16 protein-coding genes and 1 pseudogene are annotated in these 18,107 nt (G+C 57.3%); 5 read left to right on the top strand and 12 right to left on the bottom strand.

Translation table 11 applies throughout. The annotated features are described in order from the left end of the window. Positions 1–120: 120 nt before the first annotated feature. The 5 genes from KFJ24_RS11590 (at position 121) to KFJ24_RS11610 (ending at position 5,964) form a co-directional block, all read left to right on the top strand. On the top strand, positions 121–669 hold the full coding sequence (locus KFJ24_RS11590) for a hemerythrin domain-containing protein (protein WP_250831246.1): 549 nt from the start codon (positions 121–123) through the stop codon (positions 667–669). Continuing rightward, complete coding sequence (locus KFJ24_RS11595; protein ID WP_250831247.1) at positions 662–2,950, top strand: nitric-oxide reductase large subunit; 2,289 nt, start codon at positions 662–664, stop codon at positions 2,948–2,950. Before KFJ24_RS11590 ends, KFJ24_RS11595 begins: the two co-directional genes overlap by 8 nt. 132 nt (positions 2,951–3,082) lie before the next feature. Further along, positions 3,083–4,075: a GTP 3',8-cyclase MoaA gene (gene moaA, locus KFJ24_RS11600; protein WP_250831248.1), complete on the top strand. Its 993-nt coding sequence runs from the start codon at positions 3,083–3,085 to the stop codon at positions 4,073–4,075. Positions 4,076–4,098: 23 nt separating this feature from the next. Further along, entirely contained in the window at positions 4,099–5,274 is a 1,176-nt protein-coding gene (locus KFJ24_RS11605; RefSeq protein ID WP_250831249.1) for a helix-turn-helix transcriptional regulator, read from the top strand. Positions 5,275–5,382: 108 nt separating this feature from the next. Beyond that, on the top strand, positions 5,383–5,964 hold the full coding sequence (locus KFJ24_RS11610; protein ID WP_250831250.1) for a DUF6448 family protein: 582 nt from the start codon (positions 5,383–5,385) through the stop codon (positions 5,962–5,964). 24 nt (positions 5,965–5,988) lie between these two features. Here the strand turns inward: KFJ24_RS11610 and KFJ24_RS11615 are convergent, their stop codons facing one another. From KFJ24_RS11615 to narJ, 12 genes and pseudogenes are all read right to left on the bottom strand, one after another. Further along, positions 5,989–6,555 carry a nitrous oxide reductase accessory protein NosL gene (locus KFJ24_RS11615; RefSeq protein ID WP_250831251.1) on the bottom strand — a complete coding sequence of 189 codons (567 nt, stop codon included), beginning with the start codon at positions 6,553–6,555 and terminating at the stop codon, positions 5,989–5,991. Between the two features lie 14 nt (positions 6,556–6,569). Continuing rightward, positions 6,570–7,400, bottom strand: a complete 831-nt coding sequence (locus KFJ24_RS11620) for an ABC transporter permease (RefSeq protein ID WP_250831252.1) — start codon at positions 7,398–7,400, stop codon at positions 6,570–6,572. Further along, positions 7,397–8,329 carry an ABC transporter ATP-binding protein gene (locus KFJ24_RS11625; RefSeq protein WP_250831253.1) on the bottom strand — a complete coding sequence of 311 codons (933 nt, stop codon included), beginning with the start codon at positions 8,327–8,329 and terminating at the stop codon, positions 7,397–7,399. Before KFJ24_RS11625 ends, KFJ24_RS11620 begins: the two co-directional genes overlap by 4 nt. Next, the gene (locus tag KFJ24_RS11630) at positions 8,329–9,594 is read right to left on the bottom strand and encodes a nitrous oxide reductase family maturation protein NosD (protein ID WP_250831254.1); all 1,266 of its coding nucleotides are present in this window, start codon (positions 9,592–9,594) and stop codon (positions 8,329–8,331) included. Before KFJ24_RS11630 ends, KFJ24_RS11625 begins: the two co-directional genes overlap by 1 nt. A gap of 224 nt (positions 9,595–9,818) precedes the next feature. Beyond that, the gene (gene nosZ / locus KFJ24_RS11635) at positions 9,819–11,717 is read right to left on the bottom strand and encodes a TAT-dependent nitrous-oxide reductase (RefSeq protein WP_250831255.1); all 1,899 of its coding nucleotides are present in this window, start codon (positions 11,715–11,717) and stop codon (positions 9,819–9,821) included. Positions 11,718–11,786: 69 nt separating this feature from the next. Further along, positions 11,787–13,907 (bottom strand): transcriptional regulator NosR, encoded by a 2,121-nt coding sequence (gene nosR / locus KFJ24_RS11640; protein ID WP_434968039.1) that lies wholly within the window; start codon positions 13,905–13,907, stop codon positions 11,787–11,789. Between the two features lie 139 nt (positions 13,908–14,046). After that, positions 14,047–14,448, bottom strand: coding sequence for a ribonucleotide reductase subunit alpha (locus KFJ24_RS11645; protein WP_250831256.1), 402 nt, complete (start codon positions 14,446–14,448; stop codon positions 14,047–14,049). Between the two features lie 34 nt (positions 14,449–14,482). Then, on the bottom strand, positions 14,483–14,869 hold the full coding sequence (locus tag KFJ24_RS11650; RefSeq protein WP_250831257.1) for a putative zinc-binding protein: 387 nt from the start codon (positions 14,867–14,869) through the stop codon (positions 14,483–14,485). A gap of 42 nt (positions 14,870–14,911) precedes the next feature. Next, positions 14,912–15,690: pseudogene (locus tag KFJ24_RS11655) on the bottom strand (Crp/Fnr family transcriptional regulator). 111 nt (positions 15,691–15,801) lie between these two features. Further along, positions 15,802–16,608, bottom strand: coding sequence for a peptidylprolyl isomerase (locus KFJ24_RS11660; RefSeq protein WP_250831259.1), 807 nt, complete (start codon positions 16,606–16,608; stop codon positions 15,802–15,804). Positions 16,609–16,667: 59 nt separating this feature from the next. Next, positions 16,668–17,345, bottom strand: a complete 678-nt coding sequence (narI, locus tag KFJ24_RS11665; RefSeq protein ID WP_250831260.1) for a respiratory nitrate reductase subunit gamma — start codon at positions 17,343–17,345, stop codon at positions 16,668–16,670. A 20-nt stretch (positions 17,346–17,365) separates the two neighbouring features. Beyond that, the gene (gene narJ, locus KFJ24_RS11670) at positions 17,366–18,106 is read right to left on the bottom strand and encodes a nitrate reductase molybdenum cofactor assembly chaperone (protein ID WP_250831261.1); all 741 of its coding nucleotides are present in this window, start codon (positions 18,104–18,106) and stop codon (positions 17,366–17,368) included. Position 18,107: the final 1 nt, after the last annotated feature.

The following is an 18,107-nucleotide window of genomic DNA, read 5'->3' on the forward strand; positions in this document are numbered from 1 at the left end:
ATTTCCTCTACGCCCTACCTAAAGCACTCCTGGTGATTCACGCTCCTTTAAAATATATCTGGTTTACTTCTTTACTTAATAAGATGTATTATTTTTGCACCTTTACAAGAGGAGAACGACATGAACACCACATCACTGCCCTTAGGCCAGATTGCGCAGGCGGATCAGCCGGACGGGCAAGCAGACCCTTCGGTCCTGTCGACGGAGGCGCTGATCGAGCACATTCTCAATCGTTATCACGACATCCATCGCGAACAGCTACCCGAGCTGATCCGATTGGCAAAACGCGTTGAGCGTGTGCACGGCAGCCACCCGAAGTGTCCGTCGGGACTGGCACGGCTACTCACCGACATGCACGGTGAGCTGGAAAGTCACATGAACAAGGAAGAACAGATACTGTTTCCCATGATCGCCCGCGGCATCAACGGCATAGCCGTAGCGCCCATCTCGGTCATGCGACAGGAGCACGAGGACCACGGTGCTTTCCTGGACCAGCTCAACGGCACCACCAACGACATGAGACTCCCCCATGGTGCATGCAACACATGGAAGGCTCTTTACCTGGGCCTGGAAGTCTTCCGGGATGATCTGAAACAACACATCCATCTGGAAAACAACATCCTGTTCAACCGCATTGCTGGCCGCATGGGAGGAGCTTCCAATGGCTAACTACCGCAGACTCTGGCTTATCCTGATCATAATCCTTGCACTTACCTTTGCCCTGCTGGGTTACTTCGGAACCGAAGTCTATCGTTCCGCACCGCCAATTCCTGACCAGGTTGTCAGTGAAACCGGTGAATCGCTGATGACGGAAAAGACCATTCTTGATGGCCAGACCGCCTGGCAATCCGTTGGCGGCATGCAACTGGGGTCAATCTGGGGACACGGTTCCTATCAGGCACCGGACTGGACGGCCGACTGGTTGCATCGTGAATTGCTGGTGTGGCTGGACATTGCGGCCGGGGAGGAATTCGGCCAGCGTTACCAGGAGCTGAACGGGCAACAGCAGAACGCCCTGCAATACGACCTGAAAACCGAGTACCGCACCAATACCTACGATCCGGCCACGGGCGTCCTGACTCTGTCTGAACGCCGGACACGGGCGATTGCCGAAACCGCAGACTACTACAGACGACTGTTCAGCGACGCGCCCGAACTCCGGTCCACTCGCGAAAACTACGCCATGAAGGAGAACACGATGCCGCGCGCGGAGCGACGTGAGCGGATGACCGAGTTCTTCTTCTGGACCGCATGGGCAGCCGCTACCGAGCGGCCCGGCGGTGACGCTACCTACACCAATAACTGGCCTCATGAGCCACTGATCGACAACAAACCCACTCCCGAGAACATAATCTGGTCTATCGTCAGCGTGATTCTGCTCATCGCCGGCGTGGGTGGCCTGGTCTGGGCCTGGGCGTTCCTGCGCAAACACGATGAGGAAGAGCCCACCGCCCCTGTGAAAGACCCGCTGACCGGATTCGCCCTGACGGCATCACAGAGGGCCCTGGGTAAATACCTGTTTCTGGTTGTCGCCCTGTTTGGCTTTCAGGTAATGATTGGTGGTATCACAGCGCACTACACCGTCGAGGGTCAGAGCTTCTACGGCATCAATCTGTCCGAATGGTTCCCTTACTCCCTGGTGCGCACCTGGCATATCCAGGCGGCCCTCTTCTGGATTGCGACCGGGTTCCTGGCCGCCGGCCTGTTCCTCGCCCCGATCATTAACGGCGGCAAGGATCCCAAGTTCCAGAAACTGGGGGTCGATGTGTTGTTCTGGGCTCTGGTGGTCGTGGTGGTTGGTTCCTTTACCGGCAATTACCTGGCCATTGCCCAAATCATGCCCGAACACCTGAGCTTCTGGCTCGGCCATCAGGGGTACGAGTTCGTGGATCTCGGCCGTCTCTGGCAGATCGGCAAGTTCACCGGCATCGCCTTCTGGCTGGTCCTGATGCTCCGCGGCATCGTCCCGGCACTGAGGCAACCCGGGGATAAAAACCTGCTTGCGCTGCTGACCGCCTCCGTGGTGGCCATCGGACTGTTCTACGGTGCCGGCTTCTTCTACGGTGAACGCACCCACCTCTCGGTCATGGAGTACTGGCGCTGGTGGATCGTACACCTGTGGGTGGAAGGCTTCTTCGAAGTATTCGCCACCACCGCCCTGGCCTTCATCTTCTGCAGCATGGGCCTGGTTTCCAGAACTGTAGCCACCTCTGCCAGCCTGGCCTCCGCCAGCCTGTTCATGCTCGGCGGTGTACCGGGAACTTTCCACCACCTGTATTTTGCCGGCACCACCACCCCGGTAATGGCAGTTGGCGCTACCTTCAGTGCGCTCGAAGTCGTACCACTGGTGGTACTGGGGTATGAAGCCTGGGAGAACTGGCATCTCAAATCCAAAGCGTCCTGGATGGAGAACGTGCGCTGGCCGCTGGTGTTCTTCGTGGCCGTGGCCTTCTGGAATATGCTGGGCGCGGGCGTGCTTGGATTCATGATCAATCCACCGATCGCGCTCTATTACATTCAGGGGCTGAACACTACGCCGACCCACGCCCATGCTGCCCTGTTTGGCGTCTATGGCTTCCTGGCCCTTGGCTTTACCCTGTTGATCCTGCGATACCTCCGGCCACAGGTGGTCTTCGATGAGCGACTGATGAAGGTAGGATTCTGGGGGCTGAACCTCGGACTGGTACTCATGCTGTTTACCAGCCTGTTGCCGGTCGGCATGATTCAGTTCTTCGCCAGCGCCAGTGAAGGCCTCTGGTATGCGCGCAGTGAAGCCTTCATGCAAAGTGACATACTGCAACTGCTGCGCTGGATTCGCACCATCGGCGATGTGGTCTTTATCGTCGGCGCCCTTGCCGTCGGCTGGCAGGTCGTGAAGGCATTATTCTTCCCTTCCCTGACCAGCGCTGAGGATGCCATAGTACCTGTACGGGAACCCAAACGAGCCTGAGCCCGAGCTTCCCCGCACCAAAGGGTAACCCCTGACAGGGTTAACCCCGGGGGGGTATCGGATTCATTGACCTTATTTGCGATACTGCGTCTATACTTGAACGAAAAGCACGCAGTAACAGGATAGAGACCGATGCCTCAGAGCAAGCTGACCGACCGATTTGGCCGCACGGTAAATTACGTGCGGTTGTCCGTCACTGACCGGTGTGATTTTCGCTGCGTGTACTGTATGGCCGAGGACATGACCTTCCTCCCGCGCCAGCAGGTCCTGACCCTTGAAGAAATCGCCCGCGTCGCCCGCAACTTTGTTGCCCTCGGTACTGAAAAAATTCGCCTCACCGGCGGTGAGCCTCTGGTACGCAACGACATCCTTGAACTGGTAAAGGAAATTGGCACTTACGGCTTGCGTGATTTCGCCATGACCACCAACGGCAGTCAGTTGTCGACCATGGCAGAGCCACTGCGCAAAGCCGGGATGCATCGGCTGAACATCAGCCTCGACTCCCTCGATGCCGAGAAATTCCGCACCATTACCCGCACCGGCAAATTGAGCCGCGTACTTGATGGGATAGACGCCGCCCGTGAAGCAGGCTTCCGTGGTATCAAACTCAACACGGTGGTAATGAAGGGTCGAAACGACGAGGAAATTCCCGAGCTGATCGAGTTCGCCCGCAAAAAACAGGTCGACATCAGTTTCATCGAGGAAATGCCGCTGGGTGAGATTTCAGAGCACGACCGGGGCCTCGCCCTTTGCACGAGCGGTGAAGTCCAGAACATTATCCGCAAACACCATGACCTGGTTCCTGCCACCGAGGATTCCGGTGGTCCGGCCCGCTATTACCGGATGCCGGACAGCCCGATTCGCGTGGGTTTTATTTCCCCGCATTCCCATAATTTCTGCTCCACCTGCAACCGGGTCCGGGTAACCGTGGAAGGCCGACTGCTACTGTGTCTGGGCAACGAGCATTCGGTAGACCTGCGCCGTGTGTTGCGGGGCAACCCGGTCACGGACGACAAACTCAGGCAGACCATCATTAATGCCATGGACCTGAAGCCGGAACGTCATCATTTTTCCAGCAACGGGGATGTACAGATCCTGCGGTTCATGAACATGACCGGAGGTTGATCTAACCCCGGTTGGCGCGCCCCGTGCTTCTGACGCATCCCCAGCTCACACTATTCGGCGTTATTGCCCAGTTTCTGTTCCTGATCCTGCTGTGCATCCTGCCCTTCCGGGGCCGAGGGCTGCCCCGACTGCTGTTAGCCCTTATGCTCGCTGGTATCACCGGCACTCTCCTGGAAGTGTTTCTACACACGACCAACCTGACATCCAGATATCCCAATATCGCCTTCTCAGGCACGATCCTGGGCATGTTCCAGCCCGGCGCCATTTTCCTCTACACCAAATCGGTGATGTACCGTGATTTCCAGCTAAAGGTGCGACATCTGGTACACCTGCTGCCAGTTCTGGCAACCGGTCTGGCATTCTCTTTCGGCTACTACAGCCTGCCAGCGGAGGCCCAGGCCAGGATGCTGTCCGATAGTCACTACCCTGGCGTCATGAACTCTATCGTCATGGCCATTACCCTTCACGGCATCATGCTCGGGTACCTCGGTGCGACACTGAAGATGATCTCGCGCTTTGGCCTGGAATTACGGAACGTCTTCTCAGACCTCAGCAACAAGGAGCTGAGCTGGCTTCGGAACCTGCTTCTGGCCTACACCGCCGCCTGGTCAATCAGTCTCGTTTACTGCCTGCTCGCCCATGTGATGCGGGTAACCGGCAGTCATGAATGGCTGACCATTGCCACCACAGCCGTGAGTGTTGTGGTCCTGCTTCCGATGTCGGTACTCGCATTCCGGCAACCGACGGTATTTGGCGGTATCCCGCGGAAAATGCTGGCCCGAGAGGATTCCACCAGCATTAACCCAGACAGCCCGCCGGCAGGACTGCTGGCAAAACGGATCGGGCAGGTCATGGAGGACCAGCAACCCTATCTGCACTCAAACCTCACCGTGAGCCGGCTTGCCCGTCTGGCAGAGCTGGCGCCGCGAGACCTGTCGCGACTCCTGAACCAGGAAATGGGCCTTAACTTCTATGAATACGTGAACGGTTACCGCATCGAAAACGCGCGGCGGCGACTGGCCGACCCGGAAGAAGCCGCATCCATCACCGACATCCTGTACGAATCCGGGTTCAACTCGAAGTCGGTCTTTAACACGCTCTTCCGTAAAACAACCGGCCAGACACCCTCACAGTACCGACGCTCACGGCCTGAACAACCGGAGCCGTTCGGAGGAAAATCCGAACGTTCGGATTCCTGAATCCGGACGCCAACGGCCTTTCTCTCGGACAAAGTGGATCTGCAGCTGGCGACATCAAAGCTTTTTTCATGTCGCCAATCGATCCCGAACGCTACCGAGAGGTGCACCATGAATACCTTCAAAAAAACCAGTCGAATCGCCACCCTTGCCCTGATCAGCGCAACGCTGCTCTGGAGCTCCGCCAGTTTCGCTCACTGCGACTCTCTGGATGGTCCTGTCATTCAGGACGCCAGGGAAGCGTTAGACAAACAGTCTCTGACCCCGGTCCTGAAGTGGATTGAACCGGACGATGAAGACAATCTCACTGCCGCCTTCAGGAACACCATGGAAGTCCGCAGCCTGGACCCGAAGGCCCGTGAACTGGCTGACCAGTACTTCTTCGAAACACTGGTGCGACTGCACCGGGCCACCGAAGGAGCGCCTTACACCGGATTAAAGCCGGCCGGCAGCGCTTCTGTCGCCGCCAGGGCTGCGGACAAGGCACTTGCTAACGGGGATGTAGAGGCCCTGGCGCAGAAACTGGGGGAAAACGTCACCCGGTTTGTCATGAAGCAGTTCCACAAGGTCAGGCAGGACATGAATGCCGAGACGGTGCCTGAAGGACGCGAATTTGTCGCCAACTACGTTCGTTATGTTCACTCTATCGAAGAGATCCATAACATCATCGCCGGTGAACATGGCGGGCACTGATACAACTTGCAGGAAGGGGGCCGCTCAATACTCCATGGTTGAGCTGTCCCCTTCCCCCATGTCGTGCATATCCCCCATGGGCATCTCGGTATTGATGTGTTCCATGGTGACATCCCCGTACTTGAGCACCTGCCCGCCATACTCCTTCTTGAATGCCACGGCACCCGACTCATTGGCGAAGGAAGCCAGGGTCGGTCCCATGGCGCCATCCCGCTCTGAGCCAACCACATAGAACGCCATCCGGGCATCGATCAACGCCGTGTCATCCGGGCTATCCCATTCGGTCTGGGCCATATCGTGGACATAGAGAGTGTGGTCCCGGTTTACGTTTTCCGGCTGGAGCATCCAGGCGAACATATCCCGGGTGGAGCAGAACTTGCGAACGTGCTGATCTTTCTCGGTGATGACTTCACCTTTCGGACCTGGGAAGCCCTCAATGACCATGCCACAGACATGGCATTCGTCGCCAGATTCGATGTGGACCGGTTCAGGCTTGGCCTCTACCTGTTCTTCGTTGCTGCCGCAGGCGGTGACCAGGATGACTGCCAGGATCATGAGGGCCCCGCGCAGGTAATGGTTAATGTGATTCATCAGGAAAACTCCAGTCAGATAGGACGATTGCGGAACAATAAAAGAGCCCCGGAGAGGGGAATGACAAACCAGAGAACCAGGCCGAGCCACAGTCCGGTGATGCCGATTGGCAGGTCGGCACCGAGGCTGAGGACACCGCTCAACTGACCGCTATCGCTGAAGGCCACGATGTTCAGCAGTCGGTATATGTCGGTCGGATTGAGCATCAACAGCCATGGCAATAACTCCGAACTGAACTGGCCTTCGCTGGCCACGAGAGTGCCGAGCAGCATGAGATCGAAAATCAGTACGAAGAAAAACCATATCGCCAGGGCGAGGCCGGCGGCGATCGGCTTCTCGCTGACCCGGACGCTGACCACATAAGCCAGAGCAATGAAGCCCCAGCCCAACAGGATGGTGGAGGCAATAAACCGGAACATGGCGACGGCCAGGCCGGCAACGGCAACGTCTTCCACCAGGACCGCAATGGCCACGCCGGCAACCCCGAAGCCAATAAGCGTGGCCAGGGCGAGGGTCAGGCCGTGGCCGAGGAACTTTCCGAACAGCAGCTGACTGCGGCTGAGGGGGTAGGTCATCAGCAATAACAGGGTTCCGCCCTCCTCTTCGCCAACGATGGCGTCGTAGGCCAGCAACAGGGCGATCAGCGGAATCAGGAATATCCCCAGGCTGGCCAGGCTGGCGATGGTGGCCGGCGTCGACGCGTAGCCGACCTGGCCGGAGGCCGCAGCGCCGAACCAGGCGATACCCAGGGCCAGCGTAGCGAAGACGAGGGATATTGCCATCAGCCAGCGGTTACGCAGGCTGTCACTCAGTTCCTTGCGGGCAATGGTCCAGATACTGTTCACTGATTGCCTCCCCGGTGAGCCAGACCACCCGACCCGATGAAGTGCACGTAGATATCTTCCAGGCTGGGCTGGTGGATGCTGATATCCGCCACCTCGCCAGATGCCATCACCGCTTCCAGCAAGGCCATTTTTTCCCTCGGTTGTACGTCCACCCGCAGGCGCCCGTTATCGGTCTTTATCATCAGACCACTGTTGGTGGCTGACCTGTCTATAACCCTTTCCAGGGCCGCAATGCTGTGGGCGGGATCCAGCGACAGGGTTATCGGCATGTTGGCCTGCCGCCTCAGTGCCGACAGGTCACCGACAGCCTTCAGGGCGCCATCGGTGAGGATGGCTGCACGGTCAATGTAGGGCTCAACCCCCGGTAACACATGGGAGCAGAGCACGATGCCGGTGCCCGCATCACGCAGATTCCGCAGCAGCCGATAGAGGTCTGCAGTCGCGACCGGATCCAGGCCCACGGTGGGTTCATCAAGCATCAGCAACTTCGGCTTTCCCAACAGCGCCTGTGCCAGGCCCAACCGCTGACGCATGCCTTTGGAATACGTTTTGGTGCGGGCGTCCATGGCATCGCCAAGCCCAACCTGCCCAAGCAGTTCGGGAACCTGGGCCAGCGGAGCGCCCTTCAGACGGGCAAAATGACTGAGGATCTCACGCCCCGTGAGCTGGGGATAGAACATCACGTTCTCTGGCAGGTAACCAATGTACTGGGTCACTTCAGGATCCCCCGCGTGCCCGCCAAGCACGGCAACTTTTCCCTGAGTCGGCTGCATCAGCCCGAGGATCAGTTTGATGGACGTGGTCTTGCCTGCCCCGTTGTGACCAAACAGGCCGAGAATCTCGCCCGGCTCCAGGCGCAGATCAATACCATTCAGTACCGGCTTTTTGTCGTACCGGAAACTCACATTTTCAAGACGGAAACAGCTCATCAACTCTCCGGTTGCAGACCAGCGGGAATGCGCATAAGGGGATGGGAATCGGATACGCCGGCGTCCTTGACCACCGGAAAGGCATCCTGAACCCAGCGAAGGGTATCCACCGCCGGGCTGAACATCAGTATCTTGGCTTCAGGGTATTTCCACAGTAACCGGTCAACGTTGTCATTGGGCTCGTACGGCACATCACCAACACCGTCCTGGTTCCGGTCCCAGCCCAGATAGTCACTCCAGTAATTGCCCTCGCCCGATTTTGACCATTCCTGGGTGCGGGTTGCCACATACTTGACCTGGCGCTGGTTGTTCAGAAAGGCATTACCGAACACCTTGTTGTCTTCCGAACCGGCCGTCAGGTGAATGCCAATATTGCTCTCGGCAAACACATTGCCCTCGAAGGTGTTGTAAAGGGAGTTGTAAATAAATACCGCCTTGCCCTCGGCACCGTCAATTTCAACACCGGCTGTCTGCCCTGACGACACCCCGGTCACCACATTTCCCCGCAACTCGGACTGAGTAATGAAATTCATCAGAATGCCGTAATTCTCGTCATTCTCGGACCGGTTGTTGATCACCTTAAGACGCTTACTCTGCATGAGTGCATACCCGGTACGGGTACCGCGGGTGACATTGCCCTCAATCAGGTTATCCATGGAATACATGTAGTGAATGCCATACCGGAGATCCGCCATCAGGTTATTGCGGATCGTGTTGTGATTGGCCGTTTCAATATAGATCGCATCCCGGGTCTGGCTGATGTCGTTACCCTCCACCAGCGCTCCGGTGGTATTGAACAGATGGACGCCATTACCCCGGTCGTTCGGACGCATGCTGGCGTCCCCACGAATCGTATTGTTCCGCACAGTGACATCCGGCGTGGCATCCAGCCAGACGCCAAATGCCGGCCCTTGCAGACGGTTGCCCTCAACCACTGCACCACGGGCCTCCCGGGCCACAAAAATCCCGGCATCCAGTTCATTGAGGTCACTGCCCCAGTTGCGTACCTGGCACCCGGTGAACGTCACCTCCTGAGCCTGTATCTCAACCGCATTTCCCGAACCACCGCCATCAATCACCGTATCCGGTGCGCAGGCGACCGTTACTCCCGGCACCTTGATAGTCAGTGGCGAAAGCTGTTCAGGAGGAAGCTCAATGTGGCTACCCGGCTTCAGGCCGTCCAGTTGCTGCTGGATATCGGCATTGGCATTCAGCGATAGCAAGGCGACGGTCAGGGCCACCCCGTAACGCAACAAGTAGTGCATTAGTGATTCTCTGAGAGATAAAAGGTGTCAGGTCCCGAACCCAAGGTCTGGCAATTCGAGAGGAGGCTGCTTTCCAAAACTGTGCGGAGCCATGGATGGCGGAGCTCAAGCGTCACAAGGATGTGCCGAAGGAGCGTGTTTTGGAAAGCAGCCTCCTCTTGGATTGCTTCTCCCGATTTAGCTGGCCGAGCCCCAGCCATGGGACCCGGCCAACCGAAAGCCTATCAGGCCTTCTCAACAAGCATACGACCACGCATCTCCATATGCAGGGCATGACAGAACCAGTTGCAGTAGTACCAGTGAACCCCCGGGCGGTCCGCCACAAAGGTTACAGAGGACGTCTGCTGCGGACTGATCTCCATGCTAACGCCGTGATTCACCATACAGAAGCCGTGGGTGACATCCTCAATTGTGTCCTGGTTCGACACATACACCGTCACCTCATCGCCCTGTTTGACCTTGAACTCGGTCATACCATACTGCGGCGCAATCGACGTCATGTAGACCCGCACCTTGTTGCCGTCGCGGATCACCTTGTTGTCGACCTCCAGAGTGATGCCATCCTTCTCCGCCTGGTCACGGGCCGAGGCAAAGGAAGGATCATCGCGACTGTAGATCTTCTTCGTCTTGATCTGATCGCGGCGCACCAGAATACAGTCATGAGGCTCGGCAAAGGTCGGGCCATCGTGCACCAGCTTCATTTCCTCGCCGGAAATATCGATCAACTGATCGTTCTCCGGGTGCAGCGGCCCGACCGGCAGGAAGCGGTCCTTGGAGAACTTCGACAACACCACCAGCCACTTGCCGTCGGCATCGCGGGACTCAGTCAGGGACGCATGGTTGTGACCCGGCTGGTAGTGAACATCCAGTTTCTGGCGGATGTAGTTCACCTTCTCACCGTTGTAGTGCTTGATGGCATCGGCAATGTTCCACTTGCACACCTGGCTGTCGATGAACAATGTGGTGTAGGCATTACCGCGGCCGTCATAGGTTGTGTGCAGCGGCCCGAGACCCAGTTCCGGCTCGGCCACCACCACATCACGCTCGTCTTCAAGATTGCCGGCGAACAGGTCATCCAGCTTGTCGATCGCGATCACAGTACAGGTTGGAGAGAGCTTGCCATTGGCGATGAAATACTTGCCATCCGGCGACGTGTTCAGACCGTGCGGGTTCTTCGGAACCGGGATATAACGGGTCAGTTCAGAGCCATGGCGGCCATCCACCACAGGCACCTTGGAATCGCCAAGGGTTTTGAAATCACCATTTTTGACGGCCTCTTCAATACGCTCGATGTTAAACACCACTGCCCAGTCACGATCGTTACGCATGGTACCGGCAAGGTCCAGCGCCTTCTCGGAGTTGTAGCAGGTAGAACACGCATACTTGCCCGTGTAATCCGCGTCGGTATTGTCCAGGTTGCCATCAACAATCACCTGGAAGGCGACCTCCATGGTCTCCGCATCCAGTGCGTTGAACATGGTGAAGCTGCTTTCGAGGCTGGTATCACTGCCGTCATTCGGGTGCGGAATCACATACTCGGCATTACAGAAAACGTAATTGGTCTTGGGCACTTTCTGCAGACGCAAACCGTGGATTGCCTGGACATTGGGAATCGTGGTGATCTTGTCACACTTCATGATATCCAGACGAATACGCGCAACACGGGTGTTGGCCTTATCGTTGATGAACAGGTATTTGCCGTCGTATCGGCCGTCGGTCATGGAAATGTGCGGGTGATGGGCGTCGCCATTCAGATGGGTATTATCGTGCCCCAGTACATCCTTGCTTTCATTGGTGATGCCCCAGCCCGTGGCCGAATCCACATTGAAAACCGGGATCCGCATCAGCTCCCGCATTGACGGCACGCCGAGTACGCGGACTTCACCAGAGTGGCCGCCACTCCAGAAGCCGTAATACTCATCCAGCTCACCCGGGTGCACCGCGAATTTGTTCCGGCCGCGCTCGGCCGCCTTTGCAAAGGCCTCCCGGGACATGACGGCGGTGCCGAGCCCTGTTGCTCCGGCTACACCAGCAAGTGCGGCACCCCCCATGAAACGCCGGCGACTAAGCCCACTTTCGGTGGTTTCGGGAGCGTCCTTAATTAGCTCATCTCTTTTTTTCATCGCATCCAACTCCGTTTTTGGTAATGGCGGTTTTGCTTCTCATTTCGTTCGTTATTTTTCTGCTACTGCTCAGGTCACCTGAACCACCGGGATCTCCTCCGGGTGGCCGGGTGCATTGTGACCACGGCGTTTGCCCCGGCGCTTTACGATCAGCGGCGGACACTTGTGGTCATTGAAATAGGTCATCTGGCAATCCAGACAGTAATGGCATTCCTGATAGTTGATGGTGCCATCGGGATGAATGGCCTGGACTTCACACTCGTGGTCACACAGCCGGCACGGGTTGCCGCACTCCTTGCGGCGCTTCAGCCAATCGAATACCCGCAGCTTGGTAGGCAAAGCCAGCGCAGCTCCCAGAGGGCACATATAGCGGCAAAATACTTTGCGGGTAAAAATGTTCACCACAAGCAAGAGCGCCGCATAGGTCACGAATGGCCAGCTGCGATCGAAGTGCAGCGTGATGGCGGTTTTGAAGGGCTCTATTTCAGCCATTCGTTCGGCGGTGGCGAGAGAGTCCAGCGATACCCCGAACAACACCAGAAGCACGATGTACTTCACTGCCCACAGTCGCTCATGAACGGCAAACGGCACCGTGTATTGCGGAACCTTGAGCTTGCGGGCAATTTCGTTAATCAGTTCCTGCAAGGCACCAAACGGGCACAACCAGCCGCAATAAACCGCCCGCCCCCATAACAGAACAATGCCTGCAACCACAGCCCAGAGTACGAAAATCACCGGATCAATCAGGAAGGTTTTCCAGGTAAAGCCACTGATCAGGCTGTTTATGAAAGTCAGCACATTAACAATCGACAATTGCCCCAGGGCGTACCAGCCAATAAAGAACAGGGTGTAGGTGAGAAATGCATGCCGAATCCAGCGCGTCGCTTTGGGCTTTTGCACCAGCCAGTCCTGGAAAAACAGGATCAGCAACAGGACAACAATACCGGCTCCCAGCACAATCACCTGGAACTGGCGCTGGTACCACACCTGAACCCACATAGGCTGTTCAGCCAACCATTGCTCTTCGGTGAGCACCGGCTCGGCTCGGGTGAAGTAGTCGCCGGGTAGCTGGTACTCCAGGGGGAACACCTGAAACACGCTGTCCAGGGGCCCGGTCTGACGTTTCACGGTCAGCTCCAGAGTCCAGGGTGTACCCGGGTCGAAATTGTATTGCTGGCGAATGATGAAGATGGCCATTTCGTTGAAATCAGGCATGCCGTCGGCATAGACATCACTCAGCCGGTAATAGTCCAGGTCCCGGAAGTTGAACGTGTCGCCGAATTGGCGAATCTGGATGCGGTCAAAAATGCCACCACGGACGTAGCCTGAGCCCTTGAAAGAGTAGTCACCGCTCGCCAGCACAGCGATCGCATGTTCACCTTCTTTCAGCTCCGACGTCAGCCATTGGTACTGGCTCTCACCCAGCAGGTTACGGCCTATGGAAGGGACATTCAGGTAAGCAGCGTAGAGATCGATCAGTGACTCATCGCGCTCCGCCTCAGGCGTCACATCCACGTCTTCGGCGGGGGTGCCCTTGAAAGAATCGTCCACCTGACCGCGGGTCAGTTTCAGCCGTCGAACGGCTCCCTCTCCGGTCAATGCCTGCCAGTCCTTTTCCTCGAATCCGTCCGTCTTCACCTCGGCAAGAGGCGGACGGACCTTCCCGGCGTCCTCCACCAGGCCCAGTTCGGCGCCGACCCTGTGTGCGGATTTCATGATGACTTCATTCACCACCATAACGGTTACGGTAGCCCCGGAGAGCCCATCGACGGCCACTTTGCTTTCAGTGGAAGTACCACCGACCGTGACACGCTGATCGGCCTTCAGGCCGACGTACTGGTCCGTGAAGTCGTGCAGTTTATGTTCGGGAATGCCCACCAGAAGGATGGGTTCGTGATGCTCAATAACGTGGGATCTGACGATCTCGCCGTTGGTATCCAGCACCACCTCGATGTTCATCGGCTTGCCTGAGTAGGCGGGGGTCTGCAGGAAATCAAGGCTCTGATAGGCATAGCCTTTCAACTCTTCCCCGGCGTAGAGCTCCTGAATCGCGCGGTTGCCCTCACGGGGCACAACGTCTGTCACAGCCGGCATGGCTTTTTGAATGACCTGCCGAGCCGAAACTGGCTCATAGTCGCCAATGGAGGCGGCTGACGCGAAGCTATTGGCCAGCCAGAAGAGAAAAACCAGAAAACCTTTGACTGCTGTGCTCACAGGAGCCCCCGTAGTCGTTGGAGTACACACTTAGATTGCTCCAAGAATGACAATAATCAAATACCTCTGAATGCATACACTTTGGAGGTATCGCGAGGAATTCGGGAGAACGGTGTCAGTCCAGACTGACTGCCTTGCCCTGATTATTCAGCGGCAAGTAGTTACCGATGTGTCCGAGGCGAATACTTTCCACCATCATTGTCAACGGTTGCTGGGCCTCATCACTGGAGGGCGCCAACCCGCCACGGCCGGACATGGCAGCCACGAACACCATATCCCAGGACTGCCCTGTGCCACGGGATTCTTCGGACAGAGCCTGAAAATCCGGGGCTTCGTCCGGCGTCTTGTCCACGCAGATGACCGGCGTCAGCGCACCACCCTCACCCTGTTCGAAGGCGGCCTTTTCCTCGGCAGAGGCATCCTCCGGCAACTCTGCACGGCAAAAAACAAACAGCAGTCGCTGGGGTTCTGTCTGTTTACGGGTTTCGTGGATAAGATCTTGATAACTGCCAATCATGGGAGTGTTCCTTAATGCTCTTGGTCGCCTCGGCTCAGGCCTGGCGTGCAATCAATTTTTGGTCGTTCCAGCGGCTGAGGATATCGTCGCAGACCTCCTCCACCGACTCGTTGCCGTAGCTCTGTCCGTAGTGTTTTTTGAATCCGAACTCGTAGAGCCGAACATGCTCATCGGCCTCAACGCCCACGTTCTCCAGGCAGGCTTTGGCGCAATGGAGGGGGCAGCCATCAATCACGGTGATCGACCGACCGGAGCGGGCCGTTTTGACAAGGGCGGGCACCTTTCCTCCAACGCCGGAAATACAGGACATCTCAAACTGCCCGGAGTGATCCAGCCGAACCGCAGCGTTATTGGCCAGTTGCGCCACATCCGAGCAGCCGGAGCAGGAATAGATCAACGGTCGTTGTTTTCGCGGTTTCACATAGCCTCCCGTCAACTTGACTGGGGATACCAGGACGGTGAATTACTGGCTGATTTCGATCAGTCGTTGCGGATCCGAGATAAACAGCTTGCTCCTGTTTACCCGCACCAGGCCGTTGGACTTGAGATCCGCGAGAATCCGGGAGAAGGTTTCCGGTTGCATCGCCAGTCGTGATGCCACCAGGCACTTGGGCAGCGGTAATTCCACCTCTCCCCCCTGCTCAACTCCATTCGGAAGAAGGTCAACGAGATACCGAATCAGCCGATCCCGTGCATTCTGTACGGTCATGATCTCAAGGTCGTGAAAACGAGACACCGCACGCATGGCATAGTGACGAAGTGCGGCCTGGGCATACTCCGGGCGACGATCAAGCAATTCTCGGTAAGCCTTGACCGGAATCATCAGAACGTCGCTGGATTTCAGGGCTTCGGCGTAGCATGCATAGCGGGGAGGATCCGCATAGATCATGACTTCGGCGAAACAGTCACCCGGCGCAATGCTGTCCAGGGTGCGGTCAATACCAGACGAGTCCAGACGGTAGAGCCGCAGGCGGCCGGAGATCACGAAGAAAAAGTGATAAGCCGGCATATCCTGGCGATACAGTAACTGGTGATGCCCCAGACGGAGACTGCGGGATTGCTGAATCAGGTCCTGCAGATCTTTGTCGCTGAGTTCTGAGAACAATGGATGACTGCGCAGGGCTTTCAGGCCGTCTTCGTCGTCAAACGATTTGTTCACGGCGACCAGAACGGGTTTGGCGTAGCGCATGTCGGCCATATGTGTGAGTGCCATTGGTGTACCCTCTCTGCATTTTCATGCATCCAAAATCATGCTTTACATGGTAAAAGGATACTGGTTGAAAATCGCTCCCCCGATGGGGGTAGAAAGGCGGTTATTCCGGAGTAAGTGACATAGGTCAATATTTAACCGATTCATTGCATCAGGGGCGAATCTGGCAATTCCAGGTCTACGCCTTCCACGCCGGTTTCTGCAGCCAACACCTGCAGATACTGGCGGAACGCCCGCCTTGTCACACTCTCGCTCAGGTACTGCCGGATCTGCGGCTTTACATGCTCATAGGGCAACTGCTCGCCGTCTATGCGCTGGTCAACCCGGACGATGTGCCAGCCGTAGCGGGTTTCGATCAGTTCCGGATTGAAGCCTTCCTTGAGGGACAGGACCGGGCGTTCGAATTCTTCCACAGTCTGGCCTTTGCTGATCTGGCCCAGGCTGCCGCCCTGGTGGCGGGATTCGCAGGCGGAATACTGTCTGGCCAGATCCGCGAAGCTGGCGCGGCCTTCGAGCAGGGATGTCACCAGCTGGCGGCCGGCCTCTTCCTGGCGCATACGCTCCTGGACATCGTCCGGGGCGGCGGCGAGGAGGATGTGGCTTACTGCCATCAGGGTCGGGCTGCGGAAGCGGGCCGGGTTGGCGACGTAGAAGCGTTCGCAGTCCTGTTCGCTCGGGTCCGGGACGTTGAGTTCCAGCTCGAGTACACGGGCGATGCGATCTTCCTCATCGGCGATTTCATCCAGATTCAGGCGGGTGGCCTGTTGCAGGAGCAGTTCGCGGATGACGAGGCTTTTGGCGGATTCGTGCCAGGCTTCGGCGACTTCTTCGGCCGGGTGGTGCTGCATTTCCCGGGCGATGTCGTCTTCGCCTATGACGGTGTCACCCACGGTGACCGGCGGGAACTGGTTTCTGGTTTTTTCGGCGTCGCCGACAGGGATAAGCTGCATGATATTCACCTTTGTTTAGTTGGGGTCAGATGACAGCGTTCACCTGACCCCTGTTCGCCTCAGGCGCGCTTGCGCACCACCTGGTACTTCCGTCCGAAATATTCCACCGGCACGCTCAGCATGTGCACCAGGCGAGTGAACGGGAACAGCACAAAGATGGTCAGGCCCAGGAAGATGTGGGTCTTGTAGATCCAGTGCACGTCGGCAATGTAGTCCGCCACGCCGCCCTGCAGGGTAAAGATTCCCTGGGCCCAGGCGGAGAACTTGAGCATGGTGCCACCGTCCAGATGACCCGTGGTGGGCAGGATGGTGAGCAGGCCCAGGGCCAGCTGGATCACCAGGATGACGATGATCATGTTGTCAGCAAAGGTGCTGCTGGCTTTGACCCGGGGGTCCGTCAGCCGGCGCCAGGCAAGCATCCCGCCGCCAATGATGGCCATCACACCCGCGATACCACCAACCACAATCGCCATCACCTGTTTGGTGCCGGGGGTCATGAATGGCTCATAGAACGCGTGCGGCGTCAGCAGGCCCACAAGGTGGCCAAAGAAGATCACCAGCACGCCGACATGGAACAGCACGCTGGCCACCACCATATTCTTTTTGCGCAGCATCTGGCTGGAATGCGCCTTCCAGGTGAACTGGCCATGGTCGTAACGCGCCCAGGTACCGATGAACAGCACGGCCAGGGCGACGTAGGGATAGATTCCGAAAAACAGTGTGTTGAGATAGGACATCGTCGTTTCCTCCTGCGCCCTCAGGCGCGCCCGGCCGGACGGGGTGTTGCGTCCGTCATCAGTTGATCGCTCAGATGAATGGTCTGGGTCTGTTCCAGTTCACGACGACGCTGTCCAACAACGCTGCCGGTACTACAGGAACTGCCCTGGTCATCTACAAACTTCACCATTTCCTCTTCCCAGACCTTGTCCAGGGCTTCCGGCGTGTCATCCCGCTCTTCGGTCGCAACAATCTGCGCCAGTTCCTGGCGATCGGTCTTGCGTCCGGACAATTCCAGCAGGGAGTCCATGACCACATGGTAAAGACTGTCTCGCTGATACAACCGCTCACCCAACAACCCGAGAATATGGTGGATATCTTCCAGCCAGCTTCGGATTTCATCCCAGGGCCGTGTGGAAAGGTATTCCAGGAACAGCGGCAGGTAATCGGGCAATTCTTTGGCGTCGATTTCCAGACCGTTGCTGCGGTATTGCTCCATCAGATCCACCATGGCCTGTCCACGATCACGGGATTCCCCGTGTACATGTTCAAACAGCAGCAGCGAGGTCGCCCGGCCCTTGTCGAAGGTACCAACGTAGTTCTCCTGCAGGTCCAGCAAGTCCTGGCTGCACAGCATGTCGATGCCGCGCAGCAGTTGCTCCTTGCGCTGCAGGGGTAGCCTGCCGTCCTCAAGGACGGCGGCGACCAGCGCATCTTTGGAGGCCTGCAGCTCTTCCGTGGGGTATTCCAGTATCAGTGCCAATACTTTCAAAAGTTGCATA

The organism is Marinobacter sediminum (assembly GCF_023657445.1).
GTDB lineage: Bacteria > Pseudomonadota > Gammaproteobacteria > Pseudomonadales > Oleiphilaceae > Marinobacter > Marinobacter sediminum_A.

What these genes read in the sequence shown, in the direction of transcription:
- KFJ24_RS11590 (WP_250831246.1), top strand. Translation starts at nt 121, where the DNA reads ATGAACACCACATCACTGCCCTTAGGCCAGATTGCGCAGGCGGATCAG.
- KFJ24_RS11595 (WP_250831247.1), top strand. Translation starts at nt 662, where the DNA reads ATGGCTAACTACCGCAGACTCTGGCTTATCCTGATCATAATCCTTGCA.
- moaA (WP_250831248.1), top strand. Translation starts at nt 3,083, where the DNA reads ATGCCTCAGAGCAAGCTGACCGACCGATTTGGCCGCACGGTAAATTAC.
- KFJ24_RS11610 (WP_250831250.1), top strand. Translation starts at nt 5,383, where the DNA reads ATGAATACCTTCAAAAAAACCAGTCGAATCGCCACCCTTGCCCTGATC.
- KFJ24_RS11615 (WP_250831251.1), bottom strand. Translation starts at nt 6,555, where the DNA reads ATGAATCACATTAACCATTACCTGCGCGGGGCCCTCATGATCCTGGCA.
- KFJ24_RS11625 (WP_250831253.1), bottom strand. Translation starts at nt 8,329, where the DNA reads ATGAGCTGTTTCCGTCTTGAAAATGTGAGTTTCCGGTACGACAAAAAG.
- KFJ24_RS11630 (WP_250831254.1), bottom strand. Translation starts at nt 9,594, where the DNA reads ATGCACTACTTGTTGCGTTACGGGGTGGCCCTGACCGTCGCCTTGCTA.
- nosZ (WP_250831255.1), bottom strand. Translation starts at nt 11,717, where the DNA reads ATGAAAAAAAGAGATGAGCTAATTAAGGACGCTCCCGAAACCACCGAA.
- KFJ24_RS11645 (WP_250831256.1), bottom strand. Translation starts at nt 14,448, where the DNA reads ATGATTGGCAGTTATCAAGATCTTATCCACGAAACCCGTAAACAGACA.
- KFJ24_RS11660 (WP_250831259.1), bottom strand. Translation starts at nt 16,608, where the DNA reads ATGCAGCTTATCCCTGTCGGCGACGCCGAAAAAACCAGAAACCAGTTC.
- narI (WP_250831260.1), bottom strand. Translation starts at nt 17,345, where the DNA reads ATGTCCTATCTCAACACACTGTTTTTCGGAATCTATCCCTACGTCGCC.
- narJ (WP_250831261.1), bottom strand. Translation starts at nt 18,106, where the DNA reads ATGCAACTTTTGAAAGTATTGGCACTGATACTGGAATACCCCACGGAA.